Here is a 16679-nt window from a genome sequence, read left to right as displayed (position 1 = left end):
TGGAACAGCGCCGGTGGCGTGTTCCTGAGCGGGCACGTGACGTTCGGGTTCAACGGGGTGTGGCTGTGATGACCGACGACGCACAAACCTTCCACGCGTTGCGCCCGCGCCTGCAGAAGATCGCGTACCGGATGCTCGGCTCGATCGCGGACGCCGAGGACATCGTGCAGGACGTGTGGCTGCGCTGGCACGACGCGGCGCGCGAGCGCATCGAGAACGCCGAGGCCTGGCTCGTCGCGGTCACGACGCGGACGTCGATCGATCGCCTGCGCGCGGCGAAGCTCCGGCGCGAACACTACACGGGCATCTGGCTGCCCGAGCCGGAGCTCGGCGAATCGCCTGCCACGCCGGAGGAAATGACCGAGCGCGCGAACGACGTATCGGTCGCGTACTTGCTGCTGCTCGAACGGCTGACGCCGGAAGCGCGCGCGGCGTTCCTGCTGCGCGAAGTGTTCGATGCCGACTACGACGAGATTGCCGACGCGATCGGCAAATCCGAAGCCGCGTGCCGGCAGCTCGTCAGCCGCGCGAAGGCCCAGTTGCGAGACGCCGACAGGCCGCGCCACGTCGTGCCGCGCGAAACCCACCGGCAATTGCTGCAGAGCTTTTCGCACGCGCTCGCGCAAGGCGATTTCCCGTCGATCCAGGCGCTCCTCGCCGAAGACGCGATGCTGATCGGCGATGGCGGCGGCAAGGTCCAGAGTTTCCCGAAACCGCTGGTCGGCGGTCGCCGCATCGCTCAACTGTTCTATGCGACGTGGTTGCGCTGCGGCAGCGGTGTCGAGATGCGGCCGGTCGTGCTGAACGGCGAATGGGCGATGCTGCGCTTCATCGCGGGGCAACTCGAAGCGGCGATGTCGTTCGAGACCGACGGCGCGCGCATCGGCCGGATTCTCGTGCAGCGCAACCCCGACAAGCTCGCGCGGATCGCGGCCGCCTGCGCGGCCGGCTGACTTGCGCGTCCCCGCGCCGGCGCCGGCCGCACCCGCCGTCGAGCGCGGATTGATGCAGCGCGCGCAACACGATGCGTCCCTGTGCGTGGCTACCGCGTACCGGCGCACCCTCCTAAGATGATTTCGCGCGGCGCCCTGCCGCCCACGACACCCGCACCACGCGGGCCAGCCTCTTCGTCGCCAGGAGAAATCATGACGCAGCGTCTCAACTACATGCATCAATCGCCCGAGCTGTTCAAGCAGTTCCTCGAACTCAGCAATTTGCTGCGCGGCAGCGCGATCGAGGAATCGATCCGCGATCTCGTATCGGCCCGTGCGTCGCAGCTCAACGGCTGCGCGTTCTGCCTCGACATGCACGTGAAGGAAGCGCGCCTTCACGGCGAGCGCGAACTGCGCCTGCACCATCTGGCGACGTGGCGCGAATCGACGCTGTTCTCGCCGCGCGAGCGGGCCGCGCTGGCCTGGACCGAAATACTGACGAAACTCCCCGAGCACGGCGTGCCGGACGACGTCTACGATCGCGTGCGCGGCCAGTTCTCCGAAAAGGAATTGTCGGACCTGACGTTCGAAGTGATGGCGATCAACGGCTGGAACCGCGCGAACGTGGCGTTCCGCACCGCTCCGGGTTCGGCCGACAAGGCTTACGGCCTCGACAAGGCCAATCTCGCCTGACGCCCTCGCCCGGTCGCGGGCGCCCTTCTTCGCCGCCGGCGGCCTGCCGGCGGCGGTCACTGGAATACATCCCATGATTCGCTTGAAACATGCCGTCGCGTCCGCGCTCCTGGTCGCGGCCGCCACCGCCGGCGCCGCCCATGCGGCGCCCTCGGCCATCGTCACGACGCTGATGACGAAGCCGCTCGACGACTATCCGGGCAAGGAAGCCCAGATGATCTCGGTCGAATACCCGCCCGGCGCGGTCGACCCGGTTCACCGCCACCACGCCGACGCGTTCGTCTATGTCGTCGAAGGCTCGATCGTGATGCAGGTGAAGGGCGGCGAGCCCGTCACGCTGAAACCGGGCCAGACCTTCTACGAGGGCCCGAACGACCTGCACACGGTCGGACGCAACGCGAGCCAGACCCGGCCCGCGAAGTTCATCGTGCTGCTGTTGAAGGACAAGGGCGCGCCCGTGCTCGTGCCGGAAAAATAGCCGGCTCGCACGCCGCCGCGACCTTTTTGAAAAAATGCGGCGGGCGGTGTCACAGGCGGCAGCGCTGAAACGTCTAGTCGCATACGGACACCACGATTCCAGCGCCACCATGCCCGACACCTCCATCCGCCGCCCCGATGCCGACGACCCGTTCGCGCGCAGCTTCTCGACCTGCTACGCCGGCGTGGTCACGTTCCTGGCCGTCGTCACCGAGGGCAGCTTCGCGCGCGCCGCCGACCGCCTCGGCGTCGGCCGCTCGTCGGTCAGCCGCCACGTGCAGCGGCTCGAGGACCGGCTCGACGCACGCCTGTTCCAGCGCACCACCCGCAGCATGTCGCTGACGCGCGAAGGCGAGCTTTTCTACGAAAACTGCCGGCCCGGCATCGAGCATCTGGCGCAGGCGCTCGAGGACATGCGCGAGCTGCGCAGCGGGCCGCCCAGCGGGCACCTGCGCATCGGCGCGACGCCGGGCTTCGGCCGCAAGGTCATCGCGCCGCTGCTGCGCGACTTCCATGCGCAGTATCCGGACATCACGCTCGAACTGCTGCTGAACGACCGGCCCGTCGATTTCTCCGCCGACCGCATCGACGTCGCGTTTCGCGACGGCCGCATGGAGGACAGCGCGATCGTCGCGCGCCGGCTGATTCCGATGCAGATGATCGTCTGCGCGTCGCCGTCGTACGCGCATCAGCACGGCTTGCCGCGCCACGTCGACGATCTCGAGCGGCATCGCTGCATCAACCTGCGCACCGCATCGGGCCGCGTGACGGAATGGGAATTCAGGATCGACGGCGTGACGCAGCAGCGCCAGATCGCCGCGCATCACACGTTCAACGACATCGATCTCGTCGTGCAGGCGGCGCTCGACGGGCTCGGCATCGCGCAGTTGCCCGCGTACCAGGTGTGCGACCTGCTCGCCGACGGCCGGCTGGTGAGCTGTCTCGGCCAGCACGCGCCGGACGACGGCGGCCACTATCTCTGTTACCTGAGCCGCAAGCACCTGCCCACGCGGATCCGCGTGTTCATCGACTACATGATCGAACAGACGCGTGCGCGCGAACTGCACTGCCCGGCGACGATGACGACCATGACGACGACGGCGCCGCTGGAGGCGGTCGATTGATGCATTCGCGGCAACATGGTGAGGGCTTGCAGGACACTGGCGGATCGCGCGGCGCATGCCTACGATGCGGGCTGTTCGGCAGGCACGCGCATATGGCGCGGCGCCGCTCGGCAAGGCGGCGGCCCGATCGCGCGAACGCGATCGGCGCCGGTTTCGGCAGGTTCAAGCGGCGCGCATGTCGCGCGCCCGTTCAAGGAGAGCAATCGTGAAGATCGTCGTCATTGGTGGTACCGGCCTCATCGGCAGCAAGGTCGTCAGGAACCTGATCGCACGCGGCCACGACGCGGTGGCGGCAGCGCCGTCGACGGGCGTCGATACGATCACGGGTGCGGGGCTGGACGACGCGCTCGCCGGCGCGGAGGTCGTGGTCGATCTCGCGAATTCGCCGTCGTTCGAGGAAGCGGCCGTGAAGGCATTCTTCGAGGCGTCGGGACGCAACCTGTTCGCCGCGGAGCGTGCGGCCGGCGTGCGCCATCACGTCGCGTTGTCGGTGGTCGGCACCGACCGGTTGCAACAGAGCGCGTATTTCCGCGGCAAGATCGTTCAGGAAAACCTGATCCGCGAAGCGGGCGTGCCGTACACGATCGTGCGCTCGACGCAATTCTTCGAATTCGTCGGCGCGATCGCGCAGGCTGGCGCGCAAGGCGACACGGTCCGCTTGACCACCGCGCACTTCCAGCCGATCGCGTCGGACGACGTCGCGGCCGCCGTGACCGATTTCGCGCTCGATGCGCCGCGCAACGGCATCGTCGAGATCGCCGGCCCCGAGCGCGTGCGGATCGCCGATCTGGTCGAACGTTTCCTGTCGGCCGCGCACGACGCGCGCACGGTGACGCGGGATGCGGACGCCGACTACTTCGGCGCGGTGCTGCAGGACGACACGCTCGTGCCGGCGGCCGGCGCGCGCCTCGGCGCGACGACCTTCGACGCGTGGTTCCGGCAGCACGCGCTCGCGCGCTGACCACCGCCGGATCGCACACCATGACGCCGCTGCGCCCGCCGCCGCTGTCGCTGCTCGACCGGTATCGCGGCCGAGAACCGCAGACGCTGTACTCGACGACGGTCACCGTCACGGGCGGCGAGGCCGAGCACGGCCGCGCATCGGGCGTCGCGCGTTCCGACGACGGGCGCCTGGAGGTCACGCTGCGCCTGCCGTCCGCGCTGGGCGGGCCCGGCGACGGCCCGAACCCGGAGCAACTGTTCGCCGCGAGCTATGCGGCGTGTTTTCACGGCGCGCTGAGCCTGCTGGCCGCACGGGCGGGCATAGCGATCGCCGGCGCGACGGTGTCCGCATCGATCGACTTCTGCCGCGATCCGATGGACGGGTTGTTCATGCTGAACGCGAACATTCGCGTGCGGCTGCCGGGCGTCGAACGCACGTTGGCGGAAGAACTCGTCCGCAATACGGAGCGTTTCTGTCCGTATACGAAGATGGCGCACGACGGGATCAGCCACATCGTGGCGCTTGCGCCGGCGGACGATGCGCCCGAACGCTAGACGGCGCGAACGTTCCACCCATCGTCTTCACGAGGGAGTCATGCAGTCATTCGACAACAAGGTGGTCCTCATTACCGGCGGCGGCGCCGGCATCGGGCGGGCGGCGGCCGTCGCGTTCGCGCGCGAAGGGGCGCGCGTCGTCATCACGGGCCGCCGCGAAGAGGCGCTTTCCGCCGCCGCGCGCAGCGCGCCGGGCATCGACTACGTGGTCGCGGACGCCGGCAATCCGGCCGACGCCATGCGCACGATCGACGAAACGGTCGCACTGGCGGGGCGGCTCGACGTGCTGGTCAACAATGCGGGCGCGGGGGCGATCCTGCCGCTCGAGTCGGCGACCTTCGACGCGATCAGCGCGATCTTCCGCGTCAATACGCTCGGGCCGTCGATGCTCGCGACCGCCGCGCTGCCGCATCTGAAAGCGGCGCGCGGCAGCATCGTCAACGTGTCGAGCACGTTCGGACACAAGGCTGCGGCGCTGTTGTCGCACTATGCGGCGAGCAAGGCCGCGCTCGAGCATCTGACGCGCTGCTGGGCGCTCGAGCTCGCATCGGCGGGCGTGCGCGTGAACGCCGTTGCGGCGGGCCCGACGGAAACGGACTTCCTGTCGGAACGGATGAAGCTGTCGGAAACCGACATCGAAGCGATCAAGGCGCAGGAGCGCGCGCGCATTCCGCTCGGCCGGCGTGGCGAGCCCGCGGACGTCGCGAGCTGGATCGTGTCGCTGGCGTCGCCGCAGGCGGCATGGATGACGGGGCAGGTAATCACGGTCGACGGCGGGCTCGACGCAACCTGACCGTCGCCGGAACGCGCGTCACCCGTCGCGACGGGCGACGCGTGACGCGCGAGATGGAGGATCAGTGCTTTTCGTCGACCTTCTTCGGCTTCGGCGGCGACGGCACCTTCGCGTACTGGAACGCCGGCGTGGCCTTCAGCGCCTCCTTCGTCGCGCCGGGCAGGTAGATGTTGCCGTTGCGCACGTCGAGCGACGCGATCGGCACCGCGACGTCATGCGCGGCCACGCCGAGGAAGCCGCCGGCCGACACGATCGCGGCGGACACCGAGCCGTCCGGCGCGACGATCAGGTCGCGCACCTTGCCGACCTTCTGGTTGTCGTCGTTGTATACGGTCTTGCCGAGCACGCTCTTCTTCACGCTCCAGCCTTCGAGCAGCGCCTGCGACTGCTCGACGGTCACGCTGATCGGCTGCGCGCCCGCGATCTGCGCGTGCGCGCTGACGCTCGAGGCGAGGACGGTTGCTGCGATGAGGGTCTTGTAGAACTTCATGTTTCATGCACTCCGGTGCGGTTGTTGTGGATTCCGGGCGCGAAGCGGGCACAACGGCTGATCGGTGGGCACCCCGCGGATGGCCGCCCCGCGGATGGCCGCCCCACGGATGGCCGCCCCGCGCTTCGTCGGTCGCGTGACGGCCGGCCGCACCGCCACTGCGCGTGTGCGTGGCGGACCGGCGTGGCCGGACTGCGGCGAGCAACACGTCTTTCATGGTAGCGGCATTCGCCGGATCGTGCGTTCACGATGCAACACGGCAGATGGGGCGAGCCGGATCCGGATCAACGATCGTGCGGACAAGTGGAGCGAGCGGCCCCGAAAAATGGCGCCGCGGCCTGCCGATCGGGACAACCTCACGAAACGCATACCCGGCCTTCGGGGCGCATCGGACCACGCGGCGTCACGCATTGCGCGAATACGTTCGCCGGTGCCGCACGGCGTCGGCCAGCACGTCGAGCACAGGCTCCGTCTGCGTCCAGCTCAGGCACGCATCGGTGATCGACACGCCGTACTTGAGCGGCACGCCGGGCTTCAGGTCCTGTCGGCCGGCTTCGAGATGGCTCTCCACCATCACGCCGACGATCCGATGCTCGCCCTGCCCCAACTGCCGCGCGAGATCCTGCGCCACCTCGATCTGCCGCTCGTGCGACTTGTTCGAGTTCGCATGCGAGCAATCGACCATCACCTGTTCGCGCAATCCGGCCTTGCGCAGCACCGCGCAGCTTGCTTCGACGTGCTCGGCGTCGTAGTTCGGGCCGTTCTTGCCGCCGCGCAGGATCACGTGCGCATCGTCGTTGCCGCGCGTCTCGAAGATCGCGGCCATCCCCATCTTCGTCATCCCCATGAACGCATGGCTCGCAGCCGCGGCGACGATCGCGTCCGACGCGACCTGCACGCCGCCGTCGGTGCCGTTCTTGAAACCGATCGGGCAGCTCAGCCCCGACGCCAGCTGACGGTGGCTCTGGCTCTCGGTGGTGCGCGCGCCGATCGCGCCCCACGCGATCAGGTCGGCGATGTACTGCGGGCTCAGCAGGTCGAGGAATTCGGTCGACGCCGGCAGGCCGAGCGCGTTGATGTCGAGCAACAGTTGCCGCGCGGCGCGCAGCCCTTCGTTGATGCGGAAGCTGCCATCCAGGCGCGGATCGTTGATGTAGCCCTTCCAGCCGACCGTCGTGCGCGGCTTCTCGAAGTAAACGCGCATCGTGATCAGCAGGTCGTCCTTCAACGCGTCGGCGGCCGCCTTCAGCCGGCGTGCGTAATCGAGCGCCTGGTCGTGATCGTGGATCGAGCACGGGCCGACGACGAGCAGCAGGCGGTCGTCGCGGCCGTGCAGGATGTCGCCGATCGCGCGGCGCGTGTCTTCGACGAGCGTCTGCGTGGCGGCCGGCACCGGCAGTTCGTCGAGCAGCAGCGCGGGCGAAATCAGCGGGCGCACCGCGCCGATGCGCACGTCGTCGATGCGCGTGGTGTCCTGCGTCGCGTCGGCGCTGCCTACCTCGCGATCGTGGGAAGGATTGTCGAGGTTCTGCATGGTGATTCTCCGGGGGACGTCTGTCTGGAATGATGGGCAGGCTCGATTATGGCACTCGCGCGAAACGGTAGCGGCTTGCGGCAGGGGAAGGCGGGCGAGCGCCGCCGCGGGAATGCGGCCGACGTCAAAACGAGGCAAAAAAGGCGTGTCGCAAGGGTTCGCCCGCGGTTCGCCGCGTTGCGCGGCGTGGTGACCAGCAAGTGGCCCGGCCGTTCGGCCGAGTGTTCGCGTGCGGGCGAAGTACCGTACGATCGCAATTGTCCGGTAGCGAAGCGGCCCGTCGGGTGACGTCCGCCGCTTCGCGTGCCGCTTGCCTGCGACCACGCGTTCCCTGCCCGACCGACACATCACGATAACCGTCTCCGAATTGCTCCGCGCCATCCGCCAACCCTATGCCGACCTGCTCGCGAAAGCGGCCACGCAACCGGCGGTCGTCGTCGAACCGGCCTACCGGCGGGACGACGGCACGCTGGCCACCGAAGGTCCGCTCGCGCTGCCGTGCCGCGCCGATACCATCGCCGCCGAAGGCGAATCGGCCGGCGAGCCCGCGATGGTCGACTCGGCCACGCAACTGGATTTCGAGCCGTTCGCGTTCGAGCTCGAAACGGCGGCCGTGTCGATCCGCCCGTTCGTCTGGGACTGGGCCGCGGTCGAAGCCGACGGTCTCGACGAAACCGCTGCCAACGACGCCTTCAAGACGTGGTTCCTCGCGTGGTTCGACGGGGACGACGAGAACTCGCCAGCCGAGGATGGATTGCACGGCATCGTTCACTACCTGTCGGAACCGGTTCGCACGGAACAGGGCTGGCGCATCCACGCGGATCTCGGTTCCGCGCCGGAGACGGCCGTCGAGGATCTGCTGTTCCGGCTCGTCGATGCCGGCGCGACGCGGATCAGTGTCGGTTGACATGCATCTTCATCATTCACGCACCGTCATGAAAACCATCCTGTCGTCGCCCGTGATGCGCCCGTTGATCCGAAGCGCGTGTGCGCTGATCGCGCTGCACGCGAGCTTTGCCCATGCCGCGCCGCGCACCGTCTATGAAGGAACGCTGCAAGGCGCCGGGCCCGTCGTGATGGAACTCGACGATCGCCCGGCCGCGGACGGCTCGATCACGGGCCGCTACTTCTATACGCAGTTCGGCGTCGATATTCCGCTGCGAGGCAAGCCCGCGCAACTGGTCGAGCCGCTCGTGCGTTCGCAATTGCCGGACGATGTGCGCAGCGCGTCGAAATACAGCGGGCAGCCCGATTTCGATCACAGGGCGGCCACCTGGCAGGGCACGCGGGACAAAGATGGCTATCGCGGCCGTTGGATCGATGCGCGCTCGGGCAAGACGCGGCCCTTCGCGTTGCGCCGCGTGGCTGCATACGATCCCGACGCGGTTGCACCCGGCCCCGTCGAAGCGATTAGCGCGCTCGTGGCGGGGGGGTATCGGCAGCGGCGTCGCGCGCAGTGAGGACATCGACATGCAGCACGCGCCTTATGCCACATTGAAGCTTGCCGGGCACGCGCAGCCGGTCGGCTCCGAAGTGGGCGACGGTACGGTTGCGTACCGAATGTGGCGCGACCCGCGCACGGTGCTCGCGTATCCGCGCCTGAGCCGCCATCCCGACCCGGCCGTGATGGCGCGGATCAATCGTTTGCTCGAACAGCGGCACTGGCAAATGAATCTCGCGGCGCTCGAATGCGCGTCGACGCGCTATACCGACGACGGGCCGGCCGCCGGAACGCTGGGCAGCTACGACGACGAGAGCGTGACGGTCACGTGGCTGTCGCGGGCGGCGCTGGGGATCGTGGAAGCAGGCAGCACGTACTGCGGCGGCGCGCACCCGGACAATCACTACGATCCGGTCACGTTCGACCTGCTGCGCGGCACGTATCTCGACTGGAATCGCGTGATCGACGCGGCTGCGCCGGCCGAAGACCATGAATCGGCAACGAGCGCCGCGCTGGCGAAGTTCATTGCGCGGCTGCGCGACGCAGCCTCACCGGGCGCACAGGCAACGAATGGCGACGACGATTCGCTATCGTGCGCCGACGTGTTCCCGCAATATCTGGCATTCGAACTCGATGCGCCCGGGAAGCTGTCGTTCGTCGTATCCGGGATCGGTCACGCAATGGGCGCCTGCCTCGGGCCTCAGCTCGACGCGCCTTTTGCCGCGCTCGCGCCGATCCTGAGACCGGGCGGTGCGCGTTACCTCGTCCCGGGCGTCAAGCTGAAGTAACGCGGCGGTGCGCACGCTCCGCCGTCATTGCATCGGCAGACGATCAGCCCGCGTCGCCCGGCGCGTCTGCGTCGATGCCGAGTTCGCTCGCCATCCGCTGAACCAGCGCATTCAGTCGCGCCACTTCGTCCGCCAGGCGCTTCTGCTCGGCCTTCAGCGCTTCGAATTCGGAAGGCGGCACCGAATCCGCGCCGCCTGCATCCGCGCTCGCGAAGTCGGCCATGTTCACTTCGCCGCACATCAGGTGCATCCAGCGGTTCTCGCGCGCGCCCGGTGCACGCGGCAGGCGGACGACGAGCGGCTGCGCGCGCGCCGCGAGTTCGTCGAGGAACGCCTCGACCGACGAGATATCCGCGAAGCCGTGCAGGCGCGCGCTGTTCAGGCGCAACTCGGCGGCCGTCTGCGGGCCGCGCAGCAGCAGGATCGTCAGCAGCGCGATCGCCTGGCTCGGGATGCCGAGCACGCGGTTCATGTTGTGCTCGAAGCGCGGCACGCGGCTGCTGCTGCCCTCCATCACGAGGCTCAGGTGCTTCAGCCCGTCGAGCGCGGTCGTGACTTCGTCCTCGCTCACGTTCATCACGGGCGAGCGCGCGGTTTTCTGGTTGCAGCCGGCGGTCAGCGCGTTCAGCGACAGCGGATAGGTATCTGGCACCGTGTGCTGTTTCTCGACGAGCACGCCGAGAATGCGGGCCTCGAGGGGCGTGAGTTCGCGAAGGGCGCGGGGCGTGGGCGTATCCGGCGTGGTGTTCATGGGTGGCGTCGCAGCGTGCAGCAGGTGAAGGGAACGGTCGCGGCCCGCGCGGCATCGCGCACGGGCGAGCCATATGATAGCTCGCGGCGCGTGTCCCCGTGCCGCTCGCCGCCCCGGCGTGCGCACTTGCCGCAGCGGGCTTTCGTCGGACGTGGCGGTGCGCCCGATGGCACGCGGCGCCACGCGGCGATGCATGCGCGCGCCGCACCGCCGATTCATCGTCCACGCGCGCCCGGGCGTTTGCGCGATGCACATGCCGGCGCTACGATATGCGTTCATCCCGATACCCGCGGCGCCGCGCGCGACCGTCTTCGCACGCCACACCACGCATGACTCGCCGAACGCGCCGACGCCGTGCCGCGCGCCGCTCGTCACTCCTGCTCACCCCCTCACCGGTTCACCACCATGACTGCATCTTCTTCCGCACACGTGCGCGCCATCGTCACCGGACACACACGCGGCGTCGGCGCGGCGCTCGCCGAACAACTGCTGCAGGAAGGCATCGTCGTGCTCGGCGTGTCGCGCGGCCGTCATCCGTCGCTCGCGTCGCAAGCCGGCGACCGCTTCGCCGAAGTCGAACTCGATCTGTCGGACACGACGGCCGTCGCCACCTGGCTGGCCGGCGACACGCTGCGCGGCTTCGTCGACGGCGCGTCGCTCGTGCTGCTGTTCAACAACGCGGGCATCGTCGATCCGATCGGCCCGCTCGCCGCGCAGGACCCGACGATCGTCGCCCGCGCGGTCGGGCTGAACGTCGCCGCGCCGCTGATGCTGTCGGCCGCGCTCGTGCAAGCCGCATCGGCGTCGACCGAATGCCGGATCGTGCACCTGTCGAGCGGCGCGGCCCGCAACGCGTATGCGGGCTGGAGCGTCTACTGCGCGACCAAGGCCGCGCTCGATCACCATGCGCGCGCCGTCGCGCTCGATGCGAACGGCGCGCTGCGCATCTGCAGCGTCGCGCCGGGCGTCGTCGATACGGGCATGCAGGCCACGATCCGCGCGACCGGCGAAGATCGCTTCCCGATGCGCGGGAAATTCGACCAGTTGAAGTCGAGCGGTGCGCTCGCCACGCCCGAAGCGACCGCCCGACAACTGATCGGCTATGCGCTGAGCGACGCATTCGGTGCCGAGCCGACGGCCGACGTGCGCAACCTGCCGACGACGTAAGCGGCGGACGCGGCCCGTCATCCCTCGAGCCGCTTCGTCCAGTCTTCGACCTGCCGCTCCGTGCGGCGCCTGTCGAGCATCTTGCGCCAGCCGGGCGGCAGCAACGGCACGTCGCACAGCGCATCGAGCGCCGCCATGTCGAGCGTGCGCCGATACAGCACGTCGAGCACCGCCGACAGCGGCCATTGCGGGTAGCGGCGCTCAAGCAGCGCCAGCACATCGCCCGGCGCGACCCAGCCTTCCTGCAGCACGCGGTAATACCAGCCGGTCCGGCCGCTTTGCTGCACGAGCGCCGCCATGCGCGGATGATCGAAGCGCGCGTTGAGCTTCCAGCACGGCTGTCGCGACTGCGAGACCTGAAGCACCGCGCCGCCCAGCGTGAACACGTCGCCGAGACACACGTCGTGCTCGGTGATGCCGCGCGTCGACAGGTTCTCGCCGAACGCACCCGGCCGGGCGAGCACGTCGCGCGCGCCGATCTGCGCGGCCCACCACGCATAGTGATCGTGCGCATAGTGGTGGACGGCCTTGTCGGGGCCGCCGTGATGCCGCGTATCGGCCTGCGCGTCGCCGGCAAACCCGAGCGCGCCCAGCCACAGACGCGCCTCCGTCGGCTGCTTGTCGATCGCGCTCGCGTGCGGTGTGCCGGCAAGCGGCCGGCTCGCGCCGATCCGCACCGCGCCGATGGCGGCCGCGATCGCCGGCCGTGCGTCGTCGCTCATGCCGCCACACCGTCCGGCAGCGTCGCGAGCAGGCGCTCGAGCTCGCGCGTGCGTGCCTCGCCGAGCGGCAGCAGCGGCCGCCTCGGTTCGCCCGCGTCGAAGCCGCGCAGCCTCAGCCCGGCCTTCACGGTCACTGGCAACCCGCCGTTGACGATGAACTGCAGCAACGGCAACTGCGCGTGAAAGACCGATCTGGCGCGCGCGAGATCGCCTGCGCGCATCGCATCGAACAACGCGAGCGGCAACGCGGCATTCAGGTTCGGCGCGGCCGTGCACCATCCGGCCGCGCCGGCGGCCAGCGCGGCAAGCGCCATCGGATTGCTGCCGTTGTAGAACGGGATCGTCCCGTCGCTCAATTGCGCGAGCCGATGCATCCGGCCGATGTCGCCGGTGCTTTCCTTGACCATCGTCACGTTGTCGACGGCCCGGCAGATCGTCACGATCAGGTCGGGCGACATGTCGACACCGCTCGTCGCCGGGTTGTTGTACAGCATGACCGGGATGCCGATTGCGTCGCCGATCGCGCGATAGTGCGCGACGATCTCGTCGTTGCCGAGCTTCCAGTACGACACCGGCAGCACCATCACCGCATCGGCGCCGGCCTGTTCGGCGAAGCGGGCACGGCGCACCGCGCCCGCCGTGGTGAGATCGGAAATCCCGACGACGGTCGGCACGCGCCGGCGCACCGCGTCAATCGACGCGGCGGCGACGGCCTCCCATTCGGCGTCGGACATGTACGCGCTTTCGCCGGTGCTGCCCAACGGCGCGATCGCGTGAACGCCGTCGGCGATCAGGCGTTCGATCAGCGCGTCGAGCGCTTTGAGATCGACGCCGCCGTCGGCGGAGAACGGCGTGACCGGGTAGGCAATGATGCCTTTCAGCAGGATGGACACGATGGGTATTCCTCAATGATGGTCTGACGGAGTTGAAGCGATGCGCCGATTCACGCGACGCAATCCCGATGCGTACGCAACGCGCGGCGCGCGTAGTAGTCGAACGTCACCGCATCGCGCTTCGGCTTCGAGATCCAGTCGTGCGCTTCACGCGCCAGCGCCGGCGGCACCGGCCTGATCTCGCCGGCCGACATCGCGAGCAGTTGCAGCTTCGCCGCGCGCTCGATCAGCAGCGCGAGGATGCAGGCCTCCTCGATCGTCTTGCCGACCACGAGCTGGCCGTGATGCGCGAGCAGGATCGCGCGCTTGTCGCCCAGCGCCTTCGAGATGATCTCGCCCTCCTCGTTGCCGACCGGCACGCCCGGCCAGTCCTTCAGGAACGCGCAATCGTCGTACAGCGGGCAGGTGTCCATGTGCGACACCACGAGCGGCTGCTCGAGCATCGACAGCGCCGCGACATGCGCCGGGTGCGTGTGGATGATGCAGTTCACGTCCGGGCGCTCGCGATAGATCCACGTATGGAACCGGTTGGCCGGGTTCGGAATGCCTTCGCCGTCGACGACGTCGAGATCCTCGTTGACGCGCAGCAGGTTCGCGGCCGAGATCTCGTCGAAGCCGAGCCCGAGCCGCTGCGTGTAGTACGTGCCGGCCGCGTCCGCGCGGCAGGTGATCTGCCCGGCCAGACCCGAGTCGTGGCCCGCGTCGAACAAGATCCGGCACGTCAGCGCGAGCTTTTGCCGCGCGGACCAGCCGCTGTCGCCCACCTCGTTTTCGAGCCGCCGCTCCGCCAGCGCGACCAGCGCTTCCTTCGTCAAATTCAGCGTTTCCGCCATGTTCGCCTCCTGAATGAACCGGGCCGGCCGCACCGCTCGCGACCGTCTCCCGGGTGTCCCACGCGATACGAATGACACACGATACACCGAATGACACTTTGTGTCATGCGTTACAATCGGTTTTTCGAAGGACACCTGGCGCACCATGACGATTCGCCTGAAACTGCTGAGAAAACAGAAGGGCTGGACGCTCGACGTGCTGGCCGACGAAACTGGTCTCACGAAGAGCTACCTGTCGAAGGTCGAACGCGGCCTGAGCGTGCCGTCGATCGCGGTCGCGCTGAAGCTGTCGAAGGCGCTGAACGTCGACGTCGAGCAACTGTTCTCGGAAAGCCGCAACCGCGAACTGATCACGGTCACGCGCGCCGGCGAGCGCACCGCGATGGGCGCGGCGGCCGACAGCCATGCGCACCGCTTCGAGAGCATCGCGGCCGGCGTCGCGCCGAAGAAGATGCTGCCGTTCGTCGTGCATCCGCCGCACGAATTCGTCGCGTCGACGTTCCGCGAGCACGAAGGCGAGGAATTCCTGTTCGTGCACAAGGGCCGCGTCGAAATCGAATTTCCGAACGAGACGGTGCAACTCAGGGCCGGCGATTCAGTCTATTTCAACGCGCTCATCCCGCACCGCACGCGCAGCCTCGGCACCGCGCAGGCGGAGATCCTGGTCATCGTCAGCCACGACGACTAGCCTCGTCCCTTCTTCGCGCAAGGATCTTCCGATGGTCACCAAGGCCACCGCACCGTTCCAGCAGATCAAGACGCTCGTTCGCCAGAACGTGGAGTCCGGCGACTGGCGCCCCGGCGACCGCATTCCGTCCGAGCTCGATCTCGCCGCGCAGTTCGGCGTCGCGCGCATGACGGTCAACCGCGCGCTGCGCGAGCTGACCGAGGAAGGCGTGCTCAAGCGCATCGCGGGCGTCGGCACCTTCGTCGCCGAGGTGAAGCCGCAGTCGAACCTGCTGATGATCGCGCATATCCGCGACGAGATTCGCGCGCGCGGCCACGAGTACCGCTGCCGCGTGCTCAGCCAGTCGCGCGAGCCCGCGTCGTTCGACGTCGCGGCCGCGTTCGGCCTGCCGGTCAACACGCCGGTCTTTCACGTGGTGTGCGTGCACGAGGAAAACGGCCGCCCGATCCAGCTCGAGGACCGCTACGTGAACCCGGCCGCCGCGCCCGGCTTCATCGATCAGGATTTCCAGACCGAGCCGCCGTCCGAGTATCTGTACAACAACGTGTCGCACGACGAACTGGAAATCGAGCACGTCGTCGACGCATCGCTGCCGACCGGCGAACAAGCGCGGCTGCTCGACATGCGCGCCGACGAGCCGTGCCTCACGCTCACGCGCCGCACCTGGACGGACGGGCTGCCCGTCACGTTCGTGCACTTCCTGCATCCGGGCAATCGCTACCGGCTCGGGTCGCGCTTCAAGCCGGGCGCGGGGCGCCACCCGACCTGATCGCTTGTCGCACGCCCCAGACGCACGGCGGCCGTTTCGTCACGAAACGGCCGCCGCGTTCGTTATCTACGCCGCTCCGATCGCACCCACCTGCCCCGCGTCGCGCGACCACACGACCGGAAACAACGGGTGTTCGAGCGGCGCGCCGTCCGGCAGTTGCGCCGCGAGCCCCGGGAAATCGGGCGAGGTTTTCCAGCGGCGCGGCGCGTGACGGATGTCGTCGCCGACGAAGCGCAGTGAAAACGCGCGCCGGCGGTTCTGCGTGCCGCCCGACGCATGCAGCGTGAGCATCCGGAAGCACACCATGTCGCCGGGTTCGAGCGCCCAGCGGCGGATCGGAAAGGCCGCGCGATCGGCTTCGATGTCGGGCAGGTCGGCGAGGCTGCCTTCCGGGAACCACTTCGCCTCCTTGTCCATGAACGTGCGCGGCATCAGCCACGGGCCGCGGTGCGAGCCGGCGACGAATTCCAGCGTCGATTCGAGCGGCACCGGGTCGACCGGAATCCACATGCTGACGTTGTCGTCGCCTTCGATGTTGTAGTACGGCTGATCCTGATGCCACGGCGTGCGCTGCCGCGTGCCGGGCTCCTTCACGAGCAGATGGTCGTGATGCAGCCGCACGGTGTCCGTGCCCATCAGCGCGGCGGCGACAGACGGGGCCGGCGAGCGCGCGATGAAGTGGCGATACGCGTCGTTGTGCTGCCAGTTGCAGAAATCCTCGAAGAACCAGCCCGGATCGTCGGGCCGGCTCGCGACTTTCGCGCGTTCGCTCGGCTGCGCGAGGTTCGCGTCGATGCCGGCCCGCAGCGCGGCCACTTCGTCGGGGGAAAAGATGCCTTTGATGCAGACCGCGCCTTCCTCGCGGAACGCGGCGATCAGTTCGGGCGTCACGGCTTGCGCGACGCGATCCGGGATACTCGTCATGGTGTGCCTGTCGGTCGAATGAGTGGCGGGGTCACGGTGCCGAAGTCAGTTGCCTTGCGCCGTAGGTGTCGACACGAGCGGCGCGAACGCCGGCGCGGTAACGAGGAGCGTTGCGGTGCGGGTCATGGCGTGTCCTTGAAAGTCTCGACGCGGCGGGCGACGC

18 protein-coding genes and 1 pseudogene are annotated in these 16679 nt (G+C 68.5%); 12 read left to right on the top strand and 7 right to left on the bottom strand.

Going from position 1 to position 16679, the window contains the following annotated elements:
- Positions 1–68 precede the first annotated feature (68 nt).
- The 7 genes from LGN10_RS11810 to LGN10_RS11780 all read left to right on the top strand — a co-directional run bounded on the left by LGN10_RS11810 (position 69) and on the right by LGN10_RS11780 (position 5516).
- Positions 69–953, top strand: coding sequence for an RNA polymerase sigma-70 factor (locus LGN10_RS11810; RefSeq protein WP_226223454.1), 885 nt, complete (start codon positions 69–71; stop codon positions 951–953).
- A gap of 192 nt (positions 954–1145) precedes the next feature.
- Positions 1146–1625: a carboxymuconolactone decarboxylase family protein gene (locus LGN10_RS11805; protein WP_059581685.1), complete on the top strand. Its 480-nt coding sequence runs from the start codon at positions 1146–1148 to the stop codon at positions 1623–1625.
- Between the two features lie 73 nt (positions 1626–1698).
- Positions 1699–2103: a cupin domain-containing protein gene (locus LGN10_RS11800; RefSeq protein WP_059644407.1), complete on the top strand. Its 405-nt coding sequence runs from the start codon at positions 1699–1701 to the stop codon at positions 2101–2103.
- A gap of 109 nt (positions 2104–2212) precedes the next feature.
- Positions 2213–3226 carry a LysR family transcriptional regulator gene (locus LGN10_RS11795; protein ID WP_059581680.1) on the top strand — a complete coding sequence of 338 codons (1014 nt, stop codon included), beginning with the start codon at positions 2213–2215 and terminating at the stop codon, positions 3224–3226.
- 205 nt (positions 3227–3431) lie between these two features.
- Complete coding sequence (locus tag LGN10_RS11790; RefSeq protein WP_226223452.1) at positions 3432–4187, top strand: SDR family oxidoreductase; 756 nt, start codon at positions 3432–3434, stop codon at positions 4185–4187.
- 20 nt (positions 4188–4207) lie between these two features.
- Positions 4208–4723, top strand: coding sequence for an Ohr family peroxiredoxin (locus LGN10_RS11785; protein WP_226223450.1), 516 nt, complete (start codon positions 4208–4210; stop codon positions 4721–4723).
- A gap of 40 nt (positions 4724–4763) precedes the next feature.
- Complete coding sequence (locus LGN10_RS11780; RefSeq protein ID WP_060317800.1) at positions 4764–5516, top strand: SDR family NAD(P)-dependent oxidoreductase; 753 nt, start codon at positions 4764–4766, stop codon at positions 5514–5516.
- A gap of 61 nt (positions 5517–5577) precedes the next feature.
- Here LGN10_RS11780 and LGN10_RS11775 read toward each other — a convergent pair whose 3' ends face one another.
- Together LGN10_RS11775 and LGN10_RS11770 are read right to left on the bottom strand one after the other, a co-directional pair.
- Positions 5578–6006 (bottom strand): PRC-barrel domain-containing protein, encoded by a 429-nt coding sequence (locus LGN10_RS11775; protein WP_059581669.1) that lies wholly within the window; start codon positions 6004–6006, stop codon positions 5578–5580.
- 403 nt (positions 6007–6409) lie between these two features.
- A complete protein-coding gene (locus tag LGN10_RS11770) occupies positions 6410–7540 on the bottom strand; it encodes a 3-deoxy-7-phosphoheptulonate synthase (RefSeq protein WP_059581668.1) in 1131 nt (376 codons plus the stop codon).
- 352 nt (positions 7541–7892) lie between these two features.
- On the opposite strand from LGN10_RS11770, the gene LGN10_RS11765 reads away from it, so the two are divergent.
- Together LGN10_RS11765 and LGN10_RS33660 are read left to right on the top strand one after the other, a co-directional pair.
- Positions 7893–8447, top strand: a complete 555-nt coding sequence (locus LGN10_RS11765) for a hypothetical protein (protein WP_226223704.1) — start codon at positions 7893–7895, stop codon at positions 8445–8447.
- A 55-nt stretch (positions 8448–8502) separates the two neighbouring features.
- Positions 8503–9769 (top strand): annotated as a pseudogene (locus LGN10_RS33660) (hypothetical protein).
- A gap of 43 nt (positions 9770–9812) precedes the next feature.
- Here the strand turns inward: LGN10_RS33660 and LGN10_RS11750 are convergent.
- Positions 9813–10520 (bottom strand): YceH family protein, encoded by a 708-nt coding sequence (locus LGN10_RS11750; protein WP_059644423.1) that lies wholly within the window; start codon positions 10518–10520, stop codon positions 9813–9815.
- 405 nt (positions 10521–10925) lie between these two features.
- Between LGN10_RS11750 and LGN10_RS11745 the strand changes: the two genes are divergently transcribed.
- On the top strand, positions 10926–11687 hold the full coding sequence (locus LGN10_RS11745; RefSeq protein WP_059581663.1) for an SDR family oxidoreductase: 762 nt from the start codon (positions 10926–10928) through the stop codon (positions 11685–11687).
- 17 nt (positions 11688–11704) lie between these two features.
- Here LGN10_RS11745 and LGN10_RS11740 read toward each other — a convergent pair whose 3' ends face one another.
- From LGN10_RS11740 to LGN10_RS11730, 3 genes are read right to left on the bottom strand one after another with little or no spacing between them, the layout of a single operon-like run.
- Positions 11705–12409: an MOSC domain-containing protein gene (locus LGN10_RS11740; protein WP_226223444.1), complete on the bottom strand. Its 705-nt coding sequence runs from the start codon at positions 12407–12409 to the stop codon at positions 11705–11707.
- Positions 12406–13302: a dihydrodipicolinate synthase family protein gene (locus LGN10_RS11735; protein WP_226223442.1), complete on the bottom strand. Its 897-nt coding sequence runs from the start codon at positions 13300–13302 to the stop codon at positions 12406–12408. The genes LGN10_RS11740 and LGN10_RS11735 overlap by 4 nt, the downstream gene beginning before the upstream one ends.
- Positions 13303–13352: 50 nt before the next feature.
- On the bottom strand, positions 13353–14135 hold the full coding sequence (locus tag LGN10_RS11730) for an aldolase (protein ID WP_059644435.1): 783 nt from the start codon (positions 14133–14135) through the stop codon (positions 13353–13355).
- Between the two features lie 145 nt (positions 14136–14280).
- On the opposite strand from LGN10_RS11730, the gene LGN10_RS11725 reads away from it, so the two are divergent.
- Both LGN10_RS11725 and hutC read left to right on the top strand, forming a co-directional pair.
- Positions 14281–14823 carry a helix-turn-helix domain-containing protein gene (locus LGN10_RS11725; RefSeq protein ID WP_059644440.1) on the top strand — a complete coding sequence of 181 codons (543 nt, stop codon included), beginning with the start codon at positions 14281–14283 and terminating at the stop codon, positions 14821–14823.
- A 31-nt stretch (positions 14824–14854) separates the two neighbouring features.
- Positions 14855–15592 carry a histidine utilization repressor gene (hutC, locus tag LGN10_RS11720; RefSeq protein ID WP_059581643.1) on the top strand — a complete coding sequence of 246 codons (738 nt, stop codon included), beginning with the start codon at positions 14855–14857 and terminating at the stop codon, positions 15590–15592.
- A 66-nt stretch (positions 15593–15658) separates the two neighbouring features.
- Here the strand turns inward: hutC and LGN10_RS11715 are convergent, their stop codons facing one another.
- Positions 15659–16516 carry a phytanoyl-CoA dioxygenase family protein gene (locus LGN10_RS11715; RefSeq protein WP_226223441.1) on the bottom strand — a complete coding sequence of 286 codons (858 nt, stop codon included), beginning with the start codon at positions 16514–16516 and terminating at the stop codon, positions 15659–15661.
- Positions 16517–16679: the final 163 nt, after the last annotated feature.

Source organism: Burkholderia sp. AU32262 (assembly GCF_020419985.1).
Lineage (GTDB): Bacteria > Pseudomonadota > Gammaproteobacteria > Burkholderiales > Burkholderiaceae > Burkholderia > Burkholderia semiarida.
This window is presented reverse-complemented; position numbering and strand designations above follow the sequence as displayed.

Coding starts and splice junctions, on each gene's coding strand:
- LGN10_RS11810 (WP_226223454.1), top strand. CDS start 69: ATGACCGACGACGCACAAACCTTCCACGCGTTGCGCCCGCGCCTGCAG.
- LGN10_RS11805 (WP_059581685.1), top strand. CDS start 1,146: ATGACGCAGCGTCTCAACTACATGCATCAATCGCCCGAGCTGTTCAAG.
- LGN10_RS11800 (WP_059644407.1), top strand. CDS start 1,699: ATGATTCGCTTGAAACATGCCGTCGCGTCCGCGCTCCTGGTCGCGGCC.
- LGN10_RS11795 (WP_059581680.1), top strand. CDS start 2,213: ATGCCCGACACCTCCATCCGCCGCCCCGATGCCGACGACCCGTTCGCG.
- LGN10_RS11785 (WP_226223450.1), top strand. CDS start 4,208: ATGACGCCGCTGCGCCCGCCGCCGCTGTCGCTGCTCGACCGGTATCGC.
- LGN10_RS11780 (WP_060317800.1), top strand. CDS start 4,764: ATGCAGTCATTCGACAACAAGGTGGTCCTCATTACCGGCGGCGGCGCC.
- LGN10_RS11775 (WP_059581669.1), bottom strand. CDS start 6,006: ATGAAGTTCTACAAGACCCTCATCGCAGCAACCGTCCTCGCCTCGAGC.
- LGN10_RS11770 (WP_059581668.1), bottom strand. CDS start 7,540: ATGCAGAACCTCGACAATCCTTCCCACGATCGCGAGGTAGGCAGCGCC.
- LGN10_RS11750 (WP_059644423.1), bottom strand. CDS start 10,520: ATGAACACCACGCCGGATACGCCCACGCCCCGCGCCCTTCGCGAACTC.
- LGN10_RS11745 (WP_059581663.1), top strand. CDS start 10,926: ATGACTGCATCTTCTTCCGCACACGTGCGCGCCATCGTCACCGGACAC.
- LGN10_RS11740 (WP_226223444.1), bottom strand. CDS start 12,409: ATGAGCGACGACGCACGGCCGGCGATCGCGGCCGCCATCGGCGCGGTG.
- LGN10_RS11730 (WP_059644435.1), bottom strand. CDS start 14,135: ATGGCGGAAACGCTGAATTTGACGAAGGAAGCGCTGGTCGCGCTGGCG.
- LGN10_RS11725 (WP_059644440.1), top strand. CDS start 14,281: ATGACGATTCGCCTGAAACTGCTGAGAAAACAGAAGGGCTGGACGCTC.
- hutC (WP_059581643.1), top strand. CDS start 14,855: ATGGTCACCAAGGCCACCGCACCGTTCCAGCAGATCAAGACGCTCGTT.
- LGN10_RS11715 (WP_226223441.1), bottom strand. CDS start 16,516: ATGACGAGTATCCCGGATCGCGTCGCGCAAGCCGTGACGCCCGAACTG.